The organism is Levilactobacillus koreensis JCM 16448 (genome assembly GCF_001435525.1).
Classification (GTDB): Bacteria; Bacillota; Bacilli; order Lactobacillales; family Lactobacillaceae; genus Levilactobacillus; species Levilactobacillus koreensis.
Genome location: NZ_AZDP01000064.1, coordinates 81,232 through 103,744, shown reverse-complemented (window position 1 = coordinate 103,744; position 22,513 = coordinate 81,232). Strand labels below are relative to the sequence as shown.

23 protein-coding genes are annotated in these 22,513 nt (G+C 50.2%); 3 read left to right on the top strand and 20 right to left on the bottom strand.

Features of this window, described 5'->3' with window-relative positions; translation table 11 throughout:
* Positions 1–243 precede the first annotated feature (243 nt).
* Positions 244–1,245 (bottom strand): catabolite control protein A, encoded by a 1,002-nt coding sequence (gene ccpA, locus FC99_RS05665; protein ID WP_048732055.1) that lies wholly within the window; start codon positions 1,243–1,245, stop codon positions 244–246.
* A 420-nt stretch (positions 1,246–1,665) separates the two neighbouring features.
* On the opposite strand from ccpA, the gene FC99_RS05660 reads away from it, so the two are divergent.
* Entirely contained in the window at positions 1,666–2,763 is a 1,098-nt protein-coding gene (locus FC99_RS05660) for a M24 family metallopeptidase (RefSeq protein ID WP_048732057.1), read from the top strand.
* 436 nt (positions 2,764–3,199) lie between these two features.
* Here the strand turns inward: FC99_RS05660 and FC99_RS05655 are convergent, their stop codons facing one another.
* Together FC99_RS05655 and FC99_RS05650 are read right to left on the bottom strand one after the other, a co-directional pair.
* The gene (locus FC99_RS05655; RefSeq protein WP_082153164.1) at positions 3,200–3,616 is read right to left on the bottom strand and encodes a hypothetical protein; all 417 of its coding nucleotides are present in this window, start codon (positions 3,614–3,616) and stop codon (positions 3,200–3,202) included.
* A gap of 22 nt (positions 3,617–3,638) precedes the next feature.
* Positions 3,639–4,043 (bottom strand): DUF948 domain-containing protein, encoded by a 405-nt coding sequence (locus tag FC99_RS05650; RefSeq protein ID WP_048732058.1) that lies wholly within the window; start codon positions 4,041–4,043, stop codon positions 3,639–3,641.
* A 134-nt stretch (positions 4,044–4,177) separates the two neighbouring features.
* Between FC99_RS05650 and FC99_RS05645 the strand changes: the two genes are divergently transcribed.
* Complete coding sequence (locus FC99_RS05645; protein WP_048732060.1) at positions 4,178–5,047, top strand: mechanosensitive ion channel family protein; 870 nt, start codon at positions 4,178–4,180, stop codon at positions 5,045–5,047.
* Positions 5,048–5,543: 496 nt separating this feature from the next.
* On the opposite strand, the gene FC99_RS13800 is transcribed toward FC99_RS05645, so the two are convergent.
* From FC99_RS13800 to murI, 5 genes are read right to left on the bottom strand one after another with little or no spacing between them, the layout of a single operon-like run.
* Entirely contained in the window at positions 5,544–5,696 is a 153-nt protein-coding gene (locus tag FC99_RS13800) for a hypothetical protein (RefSeq protein WP_156166872.1), read from the bottom strand.
* Positions 5,697–5,741: 45 nt separating this feature from the next.
* A complete protein-coding gene (cbpB, locus tag FC99_RS05640) occupies positions 5,742–6,233 on the bottom strand; it encodes a cyclic-di-AMP-binding protein CbpB (RefSeq protein ID WP_048732061.1) in 492 nt (163 codons plus the stop codon).
* 23 nt (positions 6,234–6,256) lie between these two features.
* Positions 6,257–6,772: a YfcE family phosphodiesterase gene (locus FC99_RS05635; RefSeq protein WP_048732063.1), complete on the bottom strand. Its 516-nt coding sequence runs from the start codon at positions 6,770–6,772 to the stop codon at positions 6,257–6,259.
* A 3-nt stretch (positions 6,773–6,775) separates the two neighbouring features.
* On the bottom strand, positions 6,776–7,375 hold the full coding sequence (locus FC99_RS05630; RefSeq protein ID WP_048732065.1) for an XTP/dITP diphosphatase: 600 nt from the start codon (positions 7,373–7,375) through the stop codon (positions 6,776–6,778).
* 2 nt (positions 7,376–7,377) lie between these two features.
* Positions 7,378–8,208 carry a glutamate racemase gene (gene murI, locus FC99_RS05625; protein ID WP_048732067.1) on the bottom strand — a complete coding sequence of 277 codons (831 nt, stop codon included), beginning with the start codon at positions 8,206–8,208 and terminating at the stop codon, positions 7,378–7,380.
* Positions 8,209–8,396: 188 nt separating this feature from the next.
* Between murI and FC99_RS05620 the strand changes: the two genes are divergently transcribed.
* Positions 8,397–8,906 carry a YslB family protein gene (locus tag FC99_RS05620; RefSeq protein ID WP_053083532.1) on the top strand — a complete coding sequence of 170 codons (510 nt, stop codon included), beginning with the start codon at positions 8,397–8,399 and terminating at the stop codon, positions 8,904–8,906.
* Between the two features lie 69 nt (positions 8,907–8,975).
* On the opposite strand, the gene trxA is transcribed toward FC99_RS05620, so the two are convergent.
* The 12 genes from trxA to yajC form a co-directional block, all read right to left on the bottom strand.
* Entirely contained in the window at positions 8,976–9,296 is a 321-nt protein-coding gene (gene trxA, locus FC99_RS05615) for a thioredoxin (RefSeq protein ID WP_048732071.1), read from the bottom strand.
* A 691-nt stretch (positions 9,297–9,987) separates the two neighbouring features.
* Positions 9,988–12,351 (bottom strand): endonuclease MutS2, encoded by a 2,364-nt coding sequence (locus FC99_RS05610; RefSeq protein WP_048732073.1) that lies wholly within the window; start codon positions 12,349–12,351, stop codon positions 9,988–9,990.
* Positions 12,348–12,923, bottom strand: a complete 576-nt coding sequence (locus tag FC99_RS05605; RefSeq protein WP_048732075.1) for a CvpA family protein — start codon at positions 12,921–12,923, stop codon at positions 12,348–12,350. Before FC99_RS05605 ends, FC99_RS05610 begins: the two co-directional genes overlap by 4 nt.
* A 1-nt stretch (position 12,924) precedes the next feature.
* Positions 12,925–13,200 (bottom strand): cell division protein ZapA, encoded by a 276-nt coding sequence (locus FC99_RS05600; RefSeq protein ID WP_048732078.1) that lies wholly within the window; start codon positions 13,198–13,200, stop codon positions 12,925–12,927.
* Positions 13,201–13,340: 140 nt separating this feature from the next.
* Positions 13,341–13,652: a DUF1292 domain-containing protein gene (locus FC99_RS05595; protein WP_048732080.1), complete on the bottom strand. Its 312-nt coding sequence runs from the start codon at positions 13,650–13,652 to the stop codon at positions 13,341–13,343.
* An 8-nt stretch (positions 13,653–13,660) separates the two neighbouring features.
* On the bottom strand, positions 13,661–14,098 hold the full coding sequence (gene ruvX, locus FC99_RS05590; protein WP_048732082.1) for a Holliday junction resolvase RuvX: 438 nt from the start codon (positions 14,096–14,098) through the stop codon (positions 13,661–13,663).
* Positions 14,095–14,367: an IreB family regulatory phosphoprotein gene (locus FC99_RS05585; protein WP_020088343.1), complete on the bottom strand. Its 273-nt coding sequence runs from the start codon at positions 14,365–14,367 to the stop codon at positions 14,095–14,097. The genes ruvX and FC99_RS05585 overlap by 4 nt, the downstream gene beginning before the upstream one ends.
* Positions 14,368–15,134: 767 nt before the next feature.
* Entirely contained in the window at positions 15,135–17,774 is a 2,640-nt protein-coding gene (gene alaS, locus FC99_RS05580) for an alanine--tRNA ligase (protein ID WP_048732085.1), read from the bottom strand.
* A gap of 304 nt (positions 17,775–18,078) precedes the next feature.
* Positions 18,079–19,437 (bottom strand): DEAD/DEAH box helicase, encoded by a 1,359-nt coding sequence (locus FC99_RS05575; protein WP_048732087.1) that lies wholly within the window; start codon positions 19,435–19,437, stop codon positions 18,079–18,081.
* The gene (locus FC99_RS05570) at positions 19,434–20,399 is read right to left on the bottom strand and encodes a DHH family phosphoesterase (RefSeq protein WP_048732088.1); all 966 of its coding nucleotides are present in this window, start codon (positions 20,397–20,399) and stop codon (positions 19,434–19,436) included. The genes FC99_RS05575 and FC99_RS05570 overlap by 4 nt, the downstream gene beginning before the upstream one ends.
* Before the next feature lie 301 nt (positions 20,400–20,700).
* The gene (gene dinB / locus FC99_RS05565; RefSeq protein ID WP_048732090.1) at positions 20,701–21,804 is read right to left on the bottom strand and encodes a DNA polymerase IV; all 1,104 of its coding nucleotides are present in this window, start codon (positions 21,802–21,804) and stop codon (positions 20,701–20,703) included.
* A gap of 245 nt (positions 21,805–22,049) precedes the next feature.
* On the bottom strand, positions 22,050–22,469 hold the full coding sequence (yajC, locus tag FC99_RS05560) for a preprotein translocase subunit YajC (protein WP_048732092.1): 420 nt from the start codon (positions 22,467–22,469) through the stop codon (positions 22,050–22,052).
* Positions 22,470–22,513 lie beyond the last annotated feature (44 nt).

The window sequence follows — 22,513 nt, the reverse complement described above, 5'->3', positions numbered from 1 at the left end:
CTTGCCGGCTTAGCAGAAAACCAAGCTTGGAGACTCGGCTCTTTCGAGGTTTCAAGTTGTGTTCGCACCGCTCCAGCCCATATCCGCCGGCCGGCAAGGCGAAGGACCCACCAGGTTGCCTAATTTAGCACGCTAACACCGTTACTTAGCTGATTTTCAAGTCAATCAGTCATGACTCATTGTAAACAAAAAGAAGGCTCCGAAATCCCAATTGACCTCGTGAACCTTCTCGTTTAAGCAAACTTATTTCGTTGAGCTCCGCTTCATCAACCCGTAAGGTAAGATCACGGTGTTTTCATCAACGGTTTCATTGTTCATCAGCTTGGTGAGCAACCGCATGGCCACGGCACCAATATCGTACAGTGGTTGGGTGATTGAACTCATCTTTGGCCGTACCAATTCGGTCAACTTCGTGTCATTACTGGTAATAACTTCGAATTCGCCAGGAACATCAACCCCTGCATCGGTCAAACCGTTCATGACACCTGCGGCCAATTCGTCGTCACCAACGAAGGCTGCCGTTGCGCCAGCAGCCGTTAAAGCTGGTTCGAGTGATTGACCAGCCTTGTAAGTGTAATCCGTTTCAAAGACCAACTTGTCATCGTAACTGATGCCAGCATCTTTCAAGGCCTTCTTGTACCCTTTCAACCGGTAATCATGGTTGATGGCTTGGTCCATTGAACCGGAAACAAAGGCGATCTTCTGGTTGCCGTGATCGATCAAGTTCTTCACAGCTTCGGCAACGGCAGCAACGTAATCGATGTTGACGCTCGGTTGCGCCTTTTCAGCATCAACTGAACCTGCTAAAACAACCGGAGCCTTGGAACGCTTGAACTCTTCACGTAACTCGTCAGTGACTTGGTTCCCCATGAAAATAATGCCATCAACTTGTTTGGCCATCAAAGTGTTCAACACTTGAACTTCCTTGCCCCCGTTTTCATCGGAGTTGGTCAGAATGATGTTGTATTTGTACATCATGGCGATGTCATCGATTCCCCGTGCTAATGAGGAGAAGTAAGCGTTCGTGACGTCGGGAATAATAACCCCAACGGTCGTGGTCTTCTTACTTGCTAACCCCCGTGCAACGGCGTTTGGTCGGTAATCTAACCGGTCAATGACCTCTAAAACTTTCTTACGTGTCGCTGGTTTTACGTTCGGATTCCCGTTAACCACCCGAGAAACGGTGGCCATCGAGACCGCCGCCTCACGCGCCACATCATAAATCGTTACTGTTTGTTTTTCCATAGCGATAGCCCTTTCTTCCTTGTTTTGGTTTGTTTTCATTCGTTTTCAAGCAACTTGACCAGTATACAGAAAGTCAATCATTCACGCAACATTGAAAACGCTTTCAAGTCAAAGAATACCGTAATTTCATTTAATTTTCAAGGCACATCTCTCTATAGAGGGGAATTTTCGAGGCTGATATGATTTACTGTAGGTCTCATTAACCGCGTTGTTAAGCTGTTTACAGAAATATTTTCCGCTTAGCAAGTGATAAAAAATTTATCCGGACTTTATGGCGTAAACTCATCATTCACCAGTTGCGGTTAACATTTTCTATAATCGATTTCACAACTTTTCCCTTCTCCCCAACTAAATCACCTGGCGACTAAATCGGCCGTGAACTTATGCTATAATAAACTCATCTTTTGAAGGGGTGATTGAATGACTAAACTTGAACAAATCCAGCAATGGACAGCAGAACAACACGCTAGCATGACGTACCTGAGCAATCCAAAAACTATCCAGTATCTTACTGGCTTTGGAAGCGACCCCATTGAACGGGTTCTTGCCCTGGTTGTTTTCCCCGACCAAGATCCATTTATCTTCGCACCAGCCTTAGAGGTTGAAGTGATCAAATCGACCGGCTGGAAATTCCCAGTTATTGGCTACTTGGACCACGAAAATCCATGGGCCATGATTGCCGACCAAGTTAAGCAACGTCACGTCAATCCCGACCATATCGCGCTAGAAAAGGGACAACTCCCAGTTGCGCGCATGGAAGCTTTGGCTGCACAATTTAGCAACCCCCACTTCGACTTAGACATCACGAGCTTCATCGAACGGATGCGTCTCATTAAGTCCGCCGAAGAAATCAAGAAGCTAGAGATTGCCGGCAAGTGGGACGACTTCGCCTTTGAACATGGCTTCGCCGCTGTGAAGGCGGGCAAGACGGAACAATCCGCCGTGGCCGAATTGCAGTACGCCCTGATGAAGGAAGGCATTATGGAAATGTCCTTCGGGAGCCTGGTTCAAGCCGGTGCCCACGCCGCTGAGCCACACGGTGCCACGAACGATACTAAATTTGAAAACAACGAGCTGGTCTTATTTGACCTCGGAACCGTCTATGATGGTTACATTTCCGACGCCTCGCGGACGGTGGCCTTAGGGACCCCTACTGCCAAGGAAAAGGAAATCTACGATGTTTGTTTGGAAGCACAACTGACTGCCCAGGCCGCCGTTAAACCTGGCATGACCGCTGCTGAACTGGACAAGATTGCCCGTGACATCATCACCAAGGCTGGTTACGGCGAATACTTCATTCACCGCCTTGGCCACGGGATGGGCATGAGCGACCACGAATTTCCATCCATCATGGAAGGCAACGACTTAGTTCTCGAACCCGGCATGTGCTTCTCCATTGAGCCTGGGATCTACATTCCAGGGGTCGCCGGTGTGCGGATCGAAGACTGTGTCCACGTCACAGCCGATGGCAGCTTGCCATTCACGCATACTTCTAAGGAACTTACTTACGTTGGCTAAATAGATACTGCTTCGATAGTCCTTGTCCGGTTGGCAAGGGCTATTTTTGTGGATTTTAAATAGTCGCACTCCGGTTGTCAGGGATTCCGCCCGCTGTGGGGACACTTCAGCAGGCGAAACGGGCTTTTCACGACCGACTACATCCCTGACCTCCTCCGGCTCATATTGATTTTTCCCACGACAAACATTGAACGAAAAGATTCGTTCTGAATTTCAAAATAAGCTCTCAACAATTCTGGCAATATTACCCATGTCCAGTTATGGCTAGCCCATCAGGAAAAGTGAGTTTCCAACACAACTTCTATCAACTAACAGCCACGTCAAGAAAATACTATTATCCAAATACGACCACCCCTTATCCCGACACCACCCACATTTCAACCCCAAATTAAAAAGCCCCGGCAATTAAACCGCGACTTTCTCTTTAAGCTTTAAATTAGTCTTCAACAGCAGCGTCATCAGCGGGCTTTTCATCAGCCTTGTCTGCATCGCCTTCTGCTGGGGTAGCCGTGGTTGGGTCTACGGCTGCATCGCTGGCTTCTTCGTCCGGTAAATCGTTGACTTCATCGCTGCTTAAAACGATGTCGTCATCTTCATCATCGGCCGTATCTGCGCCATCTTTCCAAGCTGGCGCATCGGTCTTACCGGCTAACCGGTCGTCCAAGGCTTCCTTGAAATCATCCGCAGCATCTGCAGCGTAGAAGGCGTAGTCGACGGCCCGATCTTTGAATGCGTTGTAACGATCGCGCGCGGCACCCTTTAAGGCTTCACGTTGTTCCAAGTCAAGTGCGTGATAGGCTGCATAGGCAGCGCCACCCAATAACAATCCTGCTAATAACTTGTGTTTTGCCATACTCGTGACTCCCTTTCCATGATTAATCCTTGTTCTTATGGTTCCGATATAAATCAAATGCAGTCTTGCCGACGCGGGTCGCTAGCGATGCCTTGGCAGTCTGCTTAGCGGTGTCTCCCACGCGCTCGGTGAGATTGCGGGTCGCCGTATTCAAATCTGAAACGCTCTCGCCTAAATCAGCGGCAGCTTGGAAGACGGGATCGATGGTCGCCACCTTCTTGTTGACATCCTCTAACAACTCGTTAGCATTTGCCATGATGTTTTCGGCCTGGTGACTGATTACGTCAACGTCCGAAGTCATCGTTTTCATTGAATGATTGAGTTCACCCAACGTTTTGTTCATTTTTACTAAGAACATGCCAATGAAGAGGACCAAGATCAAAAACGCAATTGCTGCAATCAGGCCCGCTACTTGTCCACCGGTCATGACAACCCCTCCTTGTACTCGTTACTTACCAATAGAATAGCATTCTCAGCGCTTACACGCAATTAAAACCCCGAATCAGACTAAAATCTGCTACACTAGAAAGTAAACTCAGATAGTAAAGGAGGCCCATCGCCTTGATGGCCCTAGTTACCACGACCGCCACCTCTTCTAAGTGGCTTCAAAATTATCTTAAATCTTTCGACTGGGACAGTTTCGTTCATCTCATTGCCAGTCGCTTCGTCACGCTCCTCTTCTTAACCCTGCTCTTTGTGGTGATCAACTGGATCGGTAAGTTCATCTTACGCCGGAGTTTCAGACGTTACCTGAAGCCTAGCGCCGAAGGTAGTAACCGGCTCCAGACCATTAGCATGCTGACGATGAATATTTTCCACTATACGATCCTGTTCTTCTGGATCTACGCGATTCTGTCCACACTAGGCGTTCCCGTTGGTACTTTAGTCGCTGGTGCCGGAATCTTCAGTTTGGCTTTAGGCCTCGGTGCTCAGGGATTCGTCAGCGATTTAGTCACGGGAATTTCAATTCTACTTGAACAGCAATTTGACGTCGGTGATACGGTCAAAATTGGGCTGATTGAAGGAACCGTGTCGGCAATTGGTCTGCGCACCACGCAGGTCACCAGTGCCGACGGGACCGTTAACTTCATTCCCAACCGCAATATTACCATCGTTTCTAACCGGTCGCGTAACGATATGCACGCGACGGTCAACATCCCGATTGCCTCGACCACACCAGTCGAGAAGTTCCCTGCCATTATTCAGGCTACCAATGACCGTCTAATTCCGGAGCATCCAAGTATCATTGGTGATCCCACCGTCATGGGCGTCGTCACGCTCCCCACTGGCGAATTGGTCTATCAAATCATCATCGTCGCCAAAAGTGGCAGTCAGTTCCAATTACAAGCCACCTTCCTCACGGCCTATCTCAAAGCCATTCGGGAAGCCAATATCACCTTGCCGACCCACACAGCGGTACCAACCAAATAAGCTTTCTTTATTGAGCTGTGACTGCGGTCATGGCTCTTTTTTTTGACTGGCAACATAGTAGTCCCTTCGCCTTACCGGCCGCCAGATACGGGCTGGAACGGTGCGGACACAACTTGAAGCCTCGAAAACCGCGAGTCTTCAAGCTTGGTCGTTCTACTAGGACGGCAAGAAACGCCGACCAAGTAGAACGACGCGCCTGAGCCCATATCTGGCGACCTCTCGGCTTACACTGGTGTCTACAACAATATTGGACTGTAGCTGAACAGTTGCTAGACGTTATGTTTAGCAAAGTCATGTAAACTTGCAGGTCCAGTTGCTGGAGAAAAGTAGGCCCTAATTAGCATACGAAATTCGACCGTACAAACTGATTAGCCACTAACTCACTTGGCACGGACTTTGCCGTAGTGCGGCAATCTCATCCCAAAGCAAAAAGGACCATAACCGAAGTCACAGTCCTTTCGCGTCTCCAAATTTACGTTGCCAAAACGTACGCCAGTTACAGTCGCCACCAGCCAATCGTACTGAAAATTGCCAGCGCGAAAAGAATGACAAATGACGAGTAACTGCCAGTTCCCGTGGCGGCCATAATAGCTAAGCCAATCGTAAACAGCCACAGAATGGCAACCAAAATACCTAATCCGATTTTCACGGCGGTCCCTCCCTCACGAAATACAGTTTCTTAGTTCAAGACCTCTTACTTCTCCGTTTGCCCTGTCTTATCGGCTAGCGGGGTCACTTCAAAATAATTGTTCAAATTATGTGCTAAGTAGTTAATTCGTTTAAAAATTTCACGACGCGTAATGATGCCCTGAAAAACGTTATCCGCATCGACTAACGGGATAAACGGTTCGTCAATCAAATAGTTTAAAATCGTTTCCAGCTTTGTTGGGTCATCCACCCAATGATCGATTGGCAACATGGCATCGGCGACGGTGTAATTGCTGAGCTGATCAACCGCGGCACCCGGTACCTGCAGGAGTTGATTGGTAATGGCCGCGAGGGAGATCATCCCCTGCAAGTGATCATCCGCGTCCAAGACCGGAATCCGACTGTAGCCCACCTTAGACAGAACCATGATGGCATGCTCCAAGGTGTTGGTTGCCGTGACATTGGCAACGACATCCGCGGGAATCACATAGCTTTTCTTTTCCTTGCGCAACAGTTGCTCGACGGCTGCGTCAATCATACGTGAACTCATCCTTTCTGAAACTAACGGTCAAATGTAAATTTTAAATTGGCTACCGGTTGGGCATCTCTGGTGTAGTACTGCACGACCCACTGTGCCGGTGTAACCGTAATGACCGCGCAAGTCCCACCCAATTGGCGGAACTCACCTCTAGGCTGACTGATACTGCCTGGATTGACGAAAACATGGCCCCCGACCTGTTCGGCAGCCAACTCATGGGTGTGGCCGAAGAAGACCAAATCCGCCTGCTCTTGATCGGCATGAAGTTTCAACTTGGTCAGATCCCAGTGAACGGCGTCATAATGACCGTGCGTCAAGAGAACCTTACAGCCATCCACAGTCGGCGTCTCCACCAACGGCAGTTGACCGTCATGATCCATATTCCCCTGCACAACGTAAACGTCCTTGAACCAAGGGTCCGTGGCATCCATTTCGGAATCGCCACAGTGAAAAATCGTGTCTGGTTGCAACGCCTGCTTCAACGTGACCAAGATATCCCGGTCACCATGATTATCGCTCACGACTAACCAACGCTTCATGGTTTATTCCTCCCACCATTGATCGAACTGCGGTAACATCGCCGCCGTGGCCTTCGCCCGGTGACTATGCTGATTCTTCTGAGCTAACCCCATCTCCGCAAAGGTTTGCTGCTCCGCTGGCACGTAAAATAACGGATCGTAGCCAAACCCATCGTGACCCCGGGGTGCGGTTAAAATTTCACCACGCACTTCCCCAGTCGTCACCAACTCCTTACCGTTGGGCTTGACCAACACTAATGACGTATGAAAGGCCGCCGTACGCTGGGCCCGTGGCACACCTGCCAGGTTAGCCAACAGCTTTTCGTTGTTCTTCGCATCATCGTGGTCACCCGCGTAACGAGCCGAGTAGATTCCCGGTTCTCCGTTCAACGCATCGACCATCAAGCCAGAATCATCAGCCAAAACGGGAAGTTGTATTTGCTGCGCGACAGCCGTTGCCTTTAATTTGGCATTTTCCGTAAACGTCTTGCCGGTCTCCTGGACCTGCTCTAACGCCGGAAAGTCGGCAAGCGTCTTGACCGTTAAGCCCTTAGGTTCAAAGATTGCCCGAAACTCACGCGCTTTACCGGGATTGTTCGTTGCGATTACAATCGTGTTTTCCATCACTAAACCTCCGTTGCTATCATTTCCAACGTGCTAACTGGCAAATGGGTCACCTTAACGGGTGCAATGTCCAGCCATTGACTGGCTAATTCATTGAACTGCGAAACATCTCCCGTGGTGTAATAGTCCGCAGTGCCAGGGGTTGTCGTTAGATCTAACAACTGATCCTTTTCCAGCATCTGCCGGGCCACTTCGGCGGTCGCTGCCCCCGGATCGACCAACAAAACGTCTGGTCCAACAGCCTTTTGAATCGCCGCCTTTAGCAGTGGAAAATGGGTGCAGCCCAGAATGAGGGTATCGATGTGTTGCCCCTTAAATGGTGCCAGGCTGGCATCAACCACGGACTGAGCGTGGGCCGACGTTAAATCATTGGCCTCCGCTAGGGTCACCAGGTCGGGACAAGCCACACTGATGACCGTATTCTTCGCATCGGCTGCCAAGATTTTTTGCCGGTACTGGTCACTCTTGACCGTCCCGGCCGTGGCGATAACGCCGATGCGATGGTTCTTGGTGACCTTAACTGCCGCTTGGGCACCCGGTGTGATCACCCCAACGACTGGAACAGGCAGTTCCGCCTGCATTGTCGTCAAAGCCGCTGCTGTAGCCGTGTTGCAGGCAATCACCAGCATCTTAATGTTTGCCTGCTGTCTTAAGTACGCCGCAATCTGCCGCGTAAAGGTCGTGACTTCTGCCACCGACCGTGGTCCGTAAGGGAGTCGTGCTTGATCTCCTAAAAACACTGTGTTTTCGGTTGGTAATAACCGTTGCACTTCTTTTAATACCGTTAAGCCGCCGACTCCTGAGTCCATTAGTCCAATTGGATCACTAGGCATGAATCAACGCCTCCTCTCAATTACTTGAAACTATATTATCGCCTTTTTATGAACCGGTTTCAAGTTTCGTGGTCAGCAAAATGACCAATCCATCTAAAAAAACACTTAAATTTAACGTGAAAGTAACCTCATAGAAAAATTAAGGTATAATAAAATTAGAATATATACGGATGAAGGAGCCAACCATTGTGAAAAACTTATACCAAACTGTCATGGGCGATGCTGAGGGTGCCGCCTACCTCCCACAATTAATTCTTCGCGATGCCTTGTTACCAGAGCTTTTAGGTGACGATCACGGAGCAATCAACTATTGGGCTGGAAAATCCCTTGCCCGTCGTTTTCCACTGGGCAACCCCAAGGACGCTAGCACCTTCTTCGAACAGGCCGGCTTTGGCACCTTGACCTTACTCAAACAGACTGATCAGGTCTCTGAATGGCAGTTAAGCGGCGAACCCGTTAAGCTTCGCAAGCGCCTGAATGCCGAGGAAGGATTTACCCTTGAAGCTGGGTTCTTAGCAGAAATGATGGCCCAACAGCTCGGTGTCGCCACAGAATCCGAATTGACCGACGCGCCCCGCAAATTGCGTGATCAAGCCGTCATCTTCAATGTCTACACGGATCCCAGTGACATCATTCCGGACTATGATGCGCCAGAGCCCTTAAAGCTCATTCACCCAGAGGACCCTGCTCAAGATTAAGCTTACAATTTAATTCTAAAAAAAGCGACTGCCAGAAATTTGGTAGTCGCTTTTTACTTACGCTAAAACCTAAGCTTCAACGTATTGGTCTAAAATTTTCTTTAATTGGTCTTTGGAGTGGTAGCCCACGATCGAGTCGACGACCTGGCCATCCTTCTTCACGAGTAGCGTTGGGATACTCATGATACCAAATGATTGTGGTGTGTTCGGATTGGCATCAACGTCCATCTTGTTAAAGGTCACGTTGTCCATCTCACCTGCTAATTGTTCAACGACTGGTGATTGCATCCGGCAAGGACCACACCAAGTTGCCCAAAAGTCGGTTAGAGTTACCCCTTTAGCTGTATCTTGTTCGAAGGTCTTATCCGTTGTTTCTGCTACTGCTGCCATTCCTAATTACCTCCTAAATTCTCATTGATAGTTTCAGTCTACCAGAATCTCTCCCAATCACCAACTAAGTTGCTTACAATTTAATAGTATTGTTTGATCGGTTGTGATTGCTGACGGTGTTGTGTGTCTGAATACCGCACTGCGGCTGCCAGGGATTCCGCCTGCTGTGGGGACGCTTCGGACTGAGAAGCGGTCCTCTCGCTCGCTTTTAAGCCGCAAAGCTCATGTGTCTTAAAAGTCGCCCATAGTGGTAGCTGCCAGCTCCCACTATTTCCACGGCTGGCTACATCCCTGGCCGCCTCCGGCTCACACTGACTTCTTCCGACAATAACCTGAAGTACGCTATTTTCAAGCAACTTTGCTAATCACTCTGTGGGTCCAGAATTACTGGACAGCCTATATTGCAATATTCCACAGCAACTTTTTGGCGGCAACTTTTTGACTACTATCTCAAACAATTGTACTAATCACCATGAATAGCGACTGCCCAACTACAATCCAACGTTGCCACAAATCACCAGTATAAGCCGAGAGGCCGGCAGATATGGGCTCAGGCGCGGCGTTCTGCTTGGTCGGCGTTCCTCGCCGGCTTAGCAGAAAACCAATCTTGAAGACTCGGCATTTTCGAGGCTTCAAGTTGCGTTCGCACCGTTCTAGCCCATATCTGCCGGCCGGTAAGGCGAAAATAAATCTATTTAAACCGGACGACCGTTGAGCCGTCACCACCCGCGTTGGCTGGTGAGAACCCGAAACTCTTGATGCGATTGTTACTTTGCAGGTATTCCGTGACCCCTTTACGCAGGGCACCGGTCCCCTTACCGTGAATAATCGTGACGGACGGATAGCCAGCCAAGAGTGCGGAATCAATGTAGCGGTCCACCTCAGCCATGGCCTCTTCGTAACGGTGACCCCGTAGATCCAAGGTTGGCGACATGCCACTCGATCCGGTCCGCTTGATGCTAGCCTTCGGTTGTTTCTTCGACTTGGCTGGGTCCTTAGCCTTCTCCAAATCGGCGTTGGCAATCTTCATCTTCAGAATTCCCAGTTGAACTTCCCAATGATTATCGTCGAGCTGTTCCATCAGGACCCCGACTTGACCATACGACTTCACGAGGACGCTGTCGCCCTTGTGGAAGTCCAGCTTGGCCTTTTCCCGCCGCAGAACCCGGTTCTTTTTGAGCTTGGTATCCTGCTGTAACGCGTTCAAAGCACCCTGAGCAGCAATCAATTCGTCTTCCTTGACCACGCTTTGTCCGGCCGCCAACTGCTTCTTGCGTAGGTCGGAGATAATCTGGTTAGCGCGCTTCCGGGACTCATCGACCAAGCGATTCGCGTCACGTTTGGCATCCAGCATCAACTGGTCCTTCTGGTGTTGGTAGCCATCAAATTGCTTCTGCAACTCGGCGTGTAGTTCGTCCGCTTCGGCCAATTGAGTGTGGAGACTTTCAGCGTCGGCATCGACCCGGCGTTTTTGTTCGGTCAAGTCGGAGATCATGGCGTTCAAGTCCTGACTATCCTGATCGGTCAACCCGCGTGCGGCGGCGACAACTTGACTCGGCATGCCCAACCGTGCGGCAATGTCTAAGGCATTACTACGACCGGGAATTCCAATCAGCAAGTGATACGTTGGCTGCAACGTTTCGCCATTGAATTCCATGCTGGCGTTGATTGTATCTGGCCGATTGTACCCGTAGGCCTTTAATTCTGGATAGTGGGTCGACGCCATGACATAGCTACCTAGCGTGCCAATCTCATCCAAAATGGCGATGGCGAGTGCGGCCCCTTCTTGTGGGTCGGTCCCGGCACCTAATTCATCGACAACGATTAAACTCTGCTCATCGGCTTGTTTGAGAATTGCCACAATATTTTCCATGTGACCAGAGAATGTACTCAAACTCTGCTCGATCGACTGTTCATCCCCAATATCCGCAAAGATATCATCGAAGACGCCGATCACACTGTTTTCATTGGCCGGAATAAATAACCCGGATTGACCCATCAACTGAACCAGAGCCAACGTCTTCAGCGTAATCGTCTTCCCACCGGTGTTCGGCCCGGTCACGATGATGGCCTTGTAATCCTTACCAATCGTAATGTCGTTGGCAACGACCTTCTTCTGGTCGATCAACGGGTGTCGTGCTTGGCGCAGACTGACCTGATTGTCCAACGACAACTTCGGTTCGGTCGCCTTCAAATGGTGTGCGTACTTGGCCTTAGCGTTGATGAAGTCAAAGTGACCCAACAACTCGGCGTTTCGTAAAATTTCAGCTTGATAGGGTTCCAGCAACGCCGTCAGCTCTGCCAGAATGCGTTGCTCTTCATGCCGCTCGTCAATCTGATTTTGCCGCAACTGGTTGTTCAAGCCCACAACTGCTTGGGGTTCGATGAACAGGGTCTGCCCACTGGCACTTTGGTCGTGCACAATCCCACCGAAGCGTTGCTTGTATTCCGCGCGAACGGGAATCACGTAACGGTCATCACGAATCGTCACAATGGTTTCACTTAGATACTTGGCGTCCTTCCCCCGCGTGTATTGGTCCATGGTGCTACGAATGGCCGCTTCCGTTTGGGTAATGTGCTGGCGAATCTGCTTGAGGGCTGGTGATGCCTCATCGGTAATGTGACCGTCGCCTTCCAGTGACGTCCGCAAACGCCGCGTCACATCGGGTAACGTGACGAGTTCCTTAACCACGCGGTCTAACCGGCGTAAGGTGACCTCCTTGTCGGCCAAGTCATGGAAAAATTTCACGACTGACCCGGTCGTCCAAAGTACCCGACTGATTTGTGCCAATTCCACCCCATTCAAGACGGCTTCCATGGCTAACCGGTGTAAATGCGGCCGAATGTCATCTAACTTGGGTAACGGAATTCCGCTTTCCAATCGGTAAATATCCGCGCCATCACGCGTTTCGTCTAGCCAAGTTTGTAATTTTTTAGCATTGGTTGTGGGGGTTAACTCGTTTAATTCGTGTTGCCCCGCAGCGGAGACCAAATAAGCCCGTAACGCTTGTTTGATCCGCTCATATTCCATAATTTTTAACGTTTTTTGATTCATAGGACACCTCTCTCTCCCGAACCAGTAGCACTCGTCTTCTGTTTCTGCTCCGTCAGCCACCAGTTGAACACCCGCTTGGACAATACCGGCGTTTGCTTAACAATCCACTGGGCCACTGATGAAGACTGGTAACTACTCTGAAATCCCGAAATGGGAACTAATATCAATAAATTTAAGGTCAAAAAAATCACCACGTAGCGAATGACCAAGTTGATCAGGCCGCCCGCTAGTGAATTGACCTGATGGATCACGGGTAACCATGTCACCCGGTTCAAGCCGTAAGCCACTCGGTGAACAATAAAATACCCCACCGTGAGAATCGCGGAGAACGCCAGACCATTGAGAAAGAAACTACTACTCTGGCTGGCCGCCACGGCACTCACTGAACTGTCCAAGGACAGATTGCCAACAAACTGGCCAATCCCCGCTGCTAGTGGCTTCGCACCAAATCGCGCAACGATCCACACGACTAGGTAACCAATCGTGGTCAAGACCTGTAAAACTAACCCCCGCCGATAACCCCGGCGAAAGCCAAAAATCAGAATCGCTAAGATAATCAGACTTAACAGCAAATTAGTCCTCCGTTTTCGTTTCAGTCGACTTAGTGTCATCAGTCGTTGCCGATTGATCACTGGCCGCTGCTAATTTTAGCTGGTCGGAAACCGCGTTAAACGCCATTAAAATGGCCGCATCTTCCTTACTCATATTGGGCGCCAACTTTTTAAGCTGCGTCAATTGCTCGTTTAAGACATCGGTTACAGCCCGCATGTGCTCATCCGTTGCCTGCCCCACAATCGTATAGGATTTGCCCGCAATCATGGCCTTGAAGCGGTGTGTATCTTCAGTCATTTTAAATTCCTCCTGTTTAGCATAACGTCTTATTTTACCATTAATCTGGTCGCTAAGACACGTTTTGCGTCCCATCCCACAGACAATTGATCATAACAAAAAAGGCCCGAGACGTCCGTCCCAGGCCCTTTACGCAATGACTAGCCTTGCTTACCGGCATTAGGGTCAATCGTACCGTCCGCCAAGAAGGTGTTCAGTACCGATTCAACCATATCCCATTCTTCGTCGGACTCGATCAATTGCAAGTCGCCGCCAGAAGGGTTTGCTGGATCATCGTCAGCTGGTAAAGCGTACGCTTGGATGTCAACTTCTTCGTCGTCGCTCTTACCTGAAGGGTAAATCAAAATGTAGGACTTACCAAAATCGTCAGATTCAAAAGTAAACAGGACATCGTATAACTCTTCGTTACCATTTTCATCAACTAATGTGATTTGTTCTTGGTCTTCGTTCATGGGAAACCTCACTTTTCTCGGGTCAATTTGCCGTGCCGATCTAAATAGTTCTGCAGGATTAACCCGGCTGCTAATTTATCAATCACTTTTTTCCGCTTGCGCCGTGACGTATCAGCTTGTTCCACTAACATACGCTCCGCTTCAACGGTTGTCAACCGCTCGTCTTCAAAGTCGACGGGCAGGCCAAATTGGTCGGTCAACATCTCACCATAATGCTGAGATGCTGCCGCCCGAGGCCCCAACGAATTGTTCATGTTCTTCGGTAGACCTACGACAAAGCCTTGCACGTCATGTTCCTTGACGAGCTCGGCCACGCGGTCCAACCCAAAGACCTTTTCCTCTTCGTTGATTGGAATAATCTCGACCCCCTGAGCCGTCCAGCCCAGAGCGTCACTAATTGCGATCCCGACGGTACGGGACCCTACGTCTAACCCCATTAATTTCATGACGGCTTCACCGGTCCATTCTGGTTCAAATAGACTCGAACCAGTTCTTCGATGATCTCATCACGCTCATGCTTGCGAATCAAGTTCCGCGCATCATTGATACGTGGAATATACGCAGGATCGCCCGATAGTAGGTACCCGACAATCTGATTAATTGGGTTATAACCCTTTTCCTCTAGTGCTTGATAAACCGTTACCAGTGTATCGTGAACATCCTTTGGTTGGTTAGCCCCAAAGTCAAAATACATCGTTTTGTCTAATGAACTCACTATAAAACACCCCCGCACTTCCTCACTTAGACTTAATTTTACTCGATTGACGGATAAACTACAACGGACGACCCCCAATGTAATCTATTCGTAATACTGCGGCCCCTGTGTCGGGTGGCTATCGAGTGAAACCGGACTAGTGATCTCTCATTTCCAGTCTAAGCCCTAAGCAGCACCCCCGGCAACTAAATAGACGCCGCGAGGTCCTGATCATCTTACCATCAGTCCCACCGCAACGCCTATCTTCATTCTGTTTTTAAAACTTGCTAAACTTAGCCGCACTACGGTTGCCAGAGATTCCGCCTGCCATGGGGAACGCCTTCAGCCAAAGTACGGGCTTCCGGCTCGCCTGAAAGCCACGAAAACCACGTGTCTCCCAGGTCGTCCCACGATGTAACCCGGGAAAGAACCCCGGCTAACATCGTCGACACGGCTGGCTACATCTCTAGCATCCTCCGGCTCAGACTGATTACCTCAGTAATACTGTGTACCAAGGGTGATAGTCAGCAATCAACAGACACCAACACGATAAATCTACAATGAGACTAACGCTGTGTTGCCCATCGGACTGCCATTTAAACCGAGAGGCCGCCAGATATGGGCTCAGGCGCGTCGTTCTGCTTAGTTGGCGTTCTTTGCCAGCTTAGCAGAAAACCAATCTTGAAGACTCGGCATTTTCGAGGCTTCAAGTTGCGTTCGCACCGTTCCAGCCCATATCTGGCGGCCGGTAAGGCGACTGGCAGCCGTAGCGCAATCAGAAGTACAGATTAGTCTTGTTCCTTCAACCAGTCGACTGCGGCTGCCATGGCGTCTGGTAAGCCCGCTGGGTTCTTCCCACCGGCTTGGGCCAGGTTGGGCCGCCCACCGCCACCACCATTGATCTTGGGTGAGATGGCCTTGATCAAGTCGCCGGCTTTGACTTGCTTTTGCTTGTCAGCGCTCACGGCAACGATCAGGTTGGCCTTGCCATTGACTTCGGCACCTAAGACCAGCACATCGGATAAGGCTTGTTCCCGCCAAGTATCGGCTAAGGCCCGCAGTTGGTCCATCTTGGAGACTTGAACGGTCCCGTTGATCAGCTTGTAGTTGCCGGCTTCAGTAACGTTGTCAAAGACAGCACTGGCTTCTTGACTAGCCAATTTACCTTCTAAGGCGGCTTGCTTTTGTTCTAAGCTCTTTACCTGTGCTTGTAAGGCAGATACCTTTGACTCTACTTCATTCACCTGAGTAACCTTTAAATCGGCCGCTACGGCGTGCAAAATGTCATCGTGGTCGTGTAGGTAGCGATAAGCAGCTCCTGAGGTCACGGCTTCGATCCGGCGAACACCAGCACCCACACCGGATTCAGAGGTGATCTTGAAGAGACCGATCTCATTGGTGTTCTTCACGTGGTTCCCCCCACAGAATTCAGTGACAAAGTCGCCAGCACTCACAACCCGAACCAGCTTGCCGTACTTTTCGCTAAATAGGGCAATGGCGCCCATCTTCTTAGCGGATTCGATATCGGTTTCAACCGTCGTCACGGGAAGTTCTGCGAAGATCTTTTCGTTAACGATGGCTTCGGCCTTGGCCAAATCAGCAGGGTCGACCTGACCAAAGTGGGTAAAGTCAAACCGCAGGTAGTCACCTTCGACCAGTGAGCCAGCCTGTTGGGTATGTTCGCCAAAGACTTCGCGTAAGGCCTTGTCCAACAAGTGGGTTGCCGTATGGTTCTTTTCAACCTTGCTATGGAAGACCGTGTCGACCTTCAATTGGTAAGTCGCACCCTTCTTCAACGGCGCAACGACCGTTAAGGTGTGCAGGTTTTGTCCATTTGGCGCATGTTGAACGTCGGCAACGTGGGCAACCACGTGACCGTCTTCGTCCAAGATGTCTCCCTTGTCAGCGACTTGACCACCCATTTCAGCGTAGAACGGTGTGGTGTCGAACATGGCTTCAACGGTTCCCGTCGTTGCTTCGTCGGCCAGCTGGTCGTCAACGACGAGTTCCGTCAGCTTGCTGGTCGTCGCCAACTGCGTGTAGCCCACGTACTTGCTTGGCGTCTTGACGTTGATCAAGAGGTCATGTTGCAGGCCCATCGCCGTTTGCTTCCCACGGGCGTTACGGGCACGATCCTTTTGCTTTTGCATTTCGGCCTTAAAGCCGTCAACATCGACCGTGATGTCTTCATCGTCGGCATATTCTTCGGTGAGTTCAACTGGGAAACCGTACGTATCGTAAAGTTTGAAGGCGTCGGCCCCCGCGATTTGGGTACCGCCCTGCTTCTTCAAGTCAGCAATCAAGCTGTTCAGCAGCGTTAACCCGCCGTCCAGCGTTTCGCCAAAGCGGTCTTCTTCGGAACGGACGACCTTGGCGATGTAATCCGCTTGCTTCAAGACGTCTGGGTAGTAGGATTGCATGATTTGACCTACGACTGGTACCAATTGGTCCAAGAAGGCTCCCTTGATGCCCAGCTTTTGCCCGTTGACAATGGCGCGCCGAATCAACCGGCGAATCACGTACCCACGGCCTTCGTTGCTAGGTAAGGCGCTGTCACCGATAGCAAAGGTAATGGCCCGTGCATGGTCGGCAATCACTTTAAAGGACACGTCATCTTCCTTGTTGGCACCGTAAGTCTTGCCGTCGCTTAACTCAGCGGTCTTTTCGATGATTGGCATAAACAAGTCGGTTTCAAAGTTCGTCCGAGCGTTTTGGAAAATCGAAACGACCCGTTCGAGACCCATCCCCGTATCAATGTTCTTCCGGGGAAGTGGCTTGTAGCTGCCATCTGGCTCATGGTTGAATTGAGAGAACACGATGTTCCAGACTTCAAGGTAACGTTCGTTTTCGCCACCAGGATAGTTTTCAGGATCATCATCGGCTAAGTTGTTAAAGGCTTCACCACGGTCGTAGAAGATTTCAGAGTCAGGACCAGAAGGACCCTCACCAATATCCCAGAAGTTGTCTTCAACCGGAATGATGTGGTCTGGCGCAACGCCAGCGGCTTCCCAGTCGGCCTTGGCATCGGTATCCTTAGGGTAGACTGTCATGTACAGCTTCTCTGGATCCCAGCCAAACCAATCTGGCGACGTGAGCAGTTCCCACGCCCAGGTAATGGCTTCCTTCTTGAAGTAGTCCCCCACGGAGAAGTTCCCCAGCATTTCAAATAACGTGTGGTGCCGCGCGGTCTTCCCAACGTTTTCAATATCGTTGGTCCGAATACTCTTTTGTGAGCTGGTCAACCGTGGATTTTCTGGAACGACTTGCCCAGAAAAGTACTTCTTCATCGTGGCAACCCCGGAGTTGATCCACAGCAAGGATGGATCGTCCTTAGGCACAAGTGACGCACTTGGTTCGATGGTGTGGCCCTTCGACTTAAAAAAGTCGAGGTACATTTGCCGAATTTGACTACTTGTTAGCTCTTTCATCTCTCAATAACCTCCAAAAAAATGTCAAAAACACCGTTGCCTGCAGAGACGCCGAAGCGCGGTACCACTCTACTTGCAACGATGTTTTAATCGTTAACCTCTTAAACTCATAACGCTGAGTCGCGATGAAACTGAGGGAGCGCCACTTGAATCCTGACTCGTTTTTCACAGCGACCAAAACGTTTCTGAAAATCACGACTCAAGGGTATGTCCTCGAAGTTATATTCAATTGTCCACTTGAAATTATAGGTGGCGGGTGCCGGCTTGTCAATCAGACTGGCGCCCTTTTCATGAGTTTGGCCGTTTATTGGTAACGGTCTGACTCACGCTTCCGCCGCTTTCGCTCATTACGAGCATCTTGACGTTGGGCAATTCGCCGTTCTTGATCCTTTTTCCGGTGAATTTCTTGCTTGATTTGGTGCTTGTACCCTGGCTTGATTTTGCGCTTCTTCTTCATAACGAAACCAATCAGCGTTGGGTCAAGCTTTTCGGTACTCTTCCGCCGTTGAGTCCGGCGGTTCCGGTCATAGGAGTCGACGATTTCATTGTTGCTGATCCGCTTAGGCTGGAACTTAATGCCCATCGCTTCGATCTCAGCAATCTTGGCCTCTTCACCCGGTGAGTACAGGGTGATCGCCGTTCCGTGCATCCCTTGACGACCCGTCCGCCCCACTCGGTGAACGAAGAAGTCGAGGTCTTCAGGAATATCATCGTTAATGACGTGGGAGACCCCTTCGATATCAATTCCCCGCGCAGCCAGATCGGTTGCCACGACAAATTGGAACTGGAGGTTCTTCACTTCGCGCATGACTCGTTTCCGTTCACGCGGCTTGATGCCCCCGTGAATCATGGCAACTTTCATACCTTGTGCCTGCAAGAAGTCGTGAATCTGTTCGACCCGCGTCTTGGTGTTGGCAAAAATCAGGACCAGGTAGGGTTCCCCCATCGTGATCAATTGGTAGATCAACTGGTTCTTGTTTTGACCCTTAGTTGAGATCAACCAGTTATCAATGGTGTCCGAGATGATCGTCGCGGACGGAATTTCTTCGATAACGGGATGGTTCATGTACTTCTTCAAGAACGGATCGAGCCGTTGTGGAATCGTTGCGGAGAAGACCATCATTTGGAGGTCTTTAGGCATCCGCCCAGCAATCTTATCGACTTGATCTAAGAACCCTAAGTCCAAGGTCATGTCGGCTTCATCGACCACGAACTGCCGGGTGGTATGCACGTCCAGCGCTTGTGATTGAATCAAGTCCAAGACCCGACCTGGTGTCCCGATGATCAGTTGGGGTTGATAGTGCCGCAACTTGTTGATTTGGCGTTGCTTGTCGGTACCCCCAACGTAGTTTCCAATTCGAATCTCAAATGGTGATTCAGCGGCCAACTGTTCAGCGGCGGTATGAATCTGGTAAGCCAGTTCCCGGCTCGGCGTGGTGATGACGGCCTGAACCTGGTTTTCTGACGTTAACTGGTTAAAGATGGGCAGTAAAAACGTATGCGTCTTCCCGCTCCCAGTTTGGGATTGGCCGACAACATCCTTCCCCGCAGCAATCACGGGAATCAATTTTTCTTGAACCTTGGTGGGTGTCGTGAACCCAATCTTGTGCAGGGCCGTCATTAAGTACGGCTGCAACTTAAACTCTTTAAAATCTGCGGTCATTCATTTTCTCCTTTATCGTTAGCCACGAGTTCATCGAGCTCATGGATAACCTGATCAATTTCAGCCTGATCGTGGGCAGTGGCACCACTGGCGAGCGCGTGACCGCCCCCACCGTGGTTCTTAGCTAGTTCGTTGATGGAAGGTCCCTTGGACCGCAATCGAATGCGGAACGTCTTGTCCTTGGCTTCAACGAAGATGGCCCAAGCAACGACCGACGTGATCTTACCGGGTAATGGCACCACGGCAGAGGTCGAATCACTGGCAGCGAGGCCGAATGATTCCACGATTTCGTCGGTCAGCTTCAAGTAAGCCGCCCCACTAGGCAAAATTTCTAAGTTCTGGTAAACGTAAGCGGACAACCGGGCCATGGCTGGTGAAATCTCATCTTCGGCTTGATTAACGGCCGTCATTGAGAAATTGTAACCGAGCAACTTGCTGGCAACGGCAAACGTGTTCGCTGAGGTGGCCGGGTACATGAAACGCCCGGTATCCCCGATAATACCCGCGTAAAGTAACCGCGCGGCATCGTCAGGCATCTTCAATTCCGATTCGTTCTTAGCGAACCAATCGTAAATGATCTCAGAGGTGCTGGAAGCTTGATCCAAGACCCACTGCAGATCACCAAAGGCATCGTCGTTGGGATGGTGGTCGATTTTGATGACGGCAGCCCCCGTGGACCACCGTTCATCGTCTATCCGTGGTTGGTTAGCCGTGTCCACAACGATCACTAACGCCCCGTGATAAACTTCATCCGCCACGTCTTGGTCGGCTTGACCCATCCAGTCAAAACCTGGGTAATGTTTCCCGACGGCTAAGACCTTCTTGTCCGGAAAGCTAGCTTGTAAAATGTCCCGTAAGGCTAGCTGAGCCCCGATACAGTCGGGGTCAGGCCGTTGGTGACGGTGAATAATAATCGTTTGATACTTTTTAATTTCTTCTAAAATGGCAGCTTCAATGGCCATATAGTTCACCCGTTTTCTATCCGATTTGTCGACCAAGACGCGTCGATACCGCGTTTCAGTATACAAGTTTTGGCGGGTAATTTCAAAGAAAGTCTGCGGTTATATGAAAAAGAGTGCAACCAAGGGCGGTTAGCAGGCGAGCATTAAACCTGATAAGCCAATAATCCCGGGCTTGGATTGTTGGCTTATCAGGTTTAAGCGGAACCAGCTGTCCTTGGTTGCACGTCACGCCCATGTCATTGAAAAATAGTGATTTTTACTGACCATTTTTGCCATTTGACAATACGACTCTGCAGTCCTTTTAGTTCTGGCCAAACAACGGCAGGCGAACATTTTCAAACGTTTGCGCAGCCAAGCCAGTAATCGTGATGCCCAACAAGCGGACCTGCTCATCATCGGCCGCCACGCTGTGGTAGAGCTCCAAGGCCAAATCGTAATAGACTTGCGGGTCGTTGGCCAGGAAATCCGTCTGGGTCACACGCTTAGTGATTGTGTTGAACTCGCTATCCCGTAACTTTAAGACCAGTGTCTTACCGTGCCGCTGCTTCTGCTTGACCGTCACGGCCACCATTTCCGCTAGCTTCTGCAATTGGTTTTCAACCTCACCGACCGTCTGTAGTGGCGGGCCATACGTGCGCTCCTTGCCGATCGACTTGCGTTCGCGTTGATACTCAACGGGCCGGTCGTCAATGCCGCGCACCCGCTGATAGAGGATGTAGCCGAACTTGCCAAAGTCGTGAATCAACTCCAACTGCGAGCGCTGATAAAGATCAGCCCCGTTGTGAATGCCCAAGTCGTGCATCTTGGGCACGGTCTTCTTCCCCACACCACGAAACCGTTCGATCGGCAAGCGCATCAAGAAATCGTGCGCATCTTCCGGTAAGATCACGCAGACCCCCACCGGCTTACGAAAGTCGGAGGCCTCCTTGGCTAAAAACTTGCTATAGGAGATTCCCGTTGAACACGTGAGGTGCGTCTTGTCATAAATTTCGGCTTGAATGGCGTGAGCCACCTGTACCGCCGAATGAATGTGGTGTTTGTTCTCCGTGACGTCCAAGTAGGCTTCGTCAAACGCCACCGGCTCGATCTTATCCGTGTATTCATGAAAAATAGCATGAATCTGATCCGAAATCTGTCGGTACAGTGGGAAATTAGGTTCCTGAAAAATGGCGTTGGGGCTCAACTTCAGCGCTTCATTAGCGTTCATCGCCGAGTGCACGCCCGCCTGCCGTGCCACATAGTTCGCCGTGGTCACGACGCCACGGCCTCCAGTCTTTCGGGGGTCGCGAGCAATGATCAGTGGATGGTGTTTGAACGCCGGATGGTCCCGTTCCTCAATAGACGCATAAAAAGCATCCATATCCACATGAATAATTTTTCGCTGCGTAAATTGTTCTGGTACCATCCGGCTCACCTCCCTACTTGGTTTTGTCGTTCAAATGATTAAGCAATCGTTCAATTGGCAACTCAGTGTTTCACCCGTCTTACCGGCCATCAGATACGGGCTGGAACGAGACAGACGAATCACACCATTTCCCATTACTATTTAAATTATAATCGAACACGCGTTTGTTCTCAATCAAAAGGTCACCCAAATTTGGGTCGAAAAAAAAGCGGTCACCCGTAACGGGAACCACTCTCTCAATACGCTTATTTAGTCGCTTCGGAATCATCTGCGTCATCAGCAGGTGCGTCGCTTGCAGCAGCTTCACTAGCTGGTTCGGCAGCAGCACTGGCATCAGCGGCTGGTGCTTCCTTGGCAGCGGCTTCACTAGCAGCAACCGGTGCAGTAACAGCGGCTGGCGCTTGTGAGGTCACACTAGAAATGGCCCGTAAGTCAAAGACCAAGTAGATGCCATCGCAGTCCAACGTAACCGTCTTGTCGGCTTGGTTGATTTCGTCGATCACACCGTGTAAGCGACCGATCGTTACCACGTGGTCGCCCTTCTTCAATGCACCCATCATATCTCGGTGCTTCTTTTGTTGCTTTTGTTGTGGCCGTAACATTAAGAAATACATTAAACCTAAGAAGACCACTAAAATAATTAAAGTTGAGTATTGTCCACCCATATATCTTACACTCCTTCGTATCCTATCTATTGGACAACTTTACC